Annotated in this window: 1 pseudogene; it reads left to right on the top strand. The window is 63.9% G+C overall.

The window, feature by feature from the left end:
• The first annotated feature begins 82 nt into the window (after window positions 1-82).
• A pseudogene (locus tag JTJ31_RS24370) lies at window positions 83-918 on the top strand (IS5 family transposase).
• The last annotated feature ends 21 nt before the right edge of the window (window positions 919-939 follow it).

The raw sequence follows: 939 nt of genomic DNA, 5'->3' as shown, positions 1-939 counted from the left end.
AGTGTCCGTCCGCGAACATGTTGAATCGATTGAGTCACTTGTGATTCGCTCGTGCAGGAGAGATTCGCGGAGAGCATGGCGGATGTGGACGGCGGAAAACCGGTCTCGGTATGACCGGAGGGGGCTGCGCTATCCAAGTGACACGACGGATGCCGAGTGGGCGCTGCTCGCGGAGCTGATCCCGCCAGCGAAGCCCGGTGGCAACGCGCGCACGGTGGATGTGCGCGAGGTCGTCAACGGCCTGCTCTACGTGCTCGGCACGGGCTGCCAGTGGCGGGCCACTCCGAAGGACTTGCCGCCGCGCAGCACGCTGCATGGCTACTTCATGCGCTGGGAGTGGGACGGCACGCTGGATCGGATCCACCACGCGCTTTACGTGCAGTGCCGCGTGCAGGCAGGGCGTGAGGCCAGCCCAACGGCGGCGGTCATCGACAGCCAAAGCGTGAAGGGCGCGGAAAAGGGGGGCCTTCGGTCGACCCGCACGGCTATGATGGCGGCAAGAAGATCAAGGGTAGGAAGCGCCACGTGCTTGTTGATACACTCGGTCTGATGCTGCACGCGGTGGTGCACAGCGCCGGTCTGCAAGATCGTGACGGCGGTGTGCTGGTGATGGCCACGCTGTTCGGGATGTTCCCGTTCCTGCGAAAACTCTATGCCGATGCCGGCTACGGGGGGCCAAAGTTCCAGGCTGCGCTGAAGCGCGTGCTGCGGCAGGTGCAAATCCAGATCGTCAGACGCTCCGACACCGCGCAGGGCTTCGAGGTGCTGCCCCGGCGATGGATCGTCGAACGAACCATCGCCTGGCTCAACCGATGCCGTCGCCTTGCCAAGGACTGGGAGAACCTCAGCCGTACCGCGCTCGCCTTCCTACGCCTCGCATCCATTCGGCTTATGATGCGAAGGCTCTGCCAACCTTGAAAATGTTCGCGGACAGACTCT

The organism is Sabulicella rubraurantiaca (assembly GCF_017355885.1).
GTDB lineage: Bacteria > Pseudomonadota > Alphaproteobacteria > Acetobacterales > Acetobacteraceae > Roseococcus > Roseococcus rubraurantiacus.
Note: the sequence above shows the minus strand (reverse complement) of the source record. Positions and strands in the feature narration are given on the sequence as shown.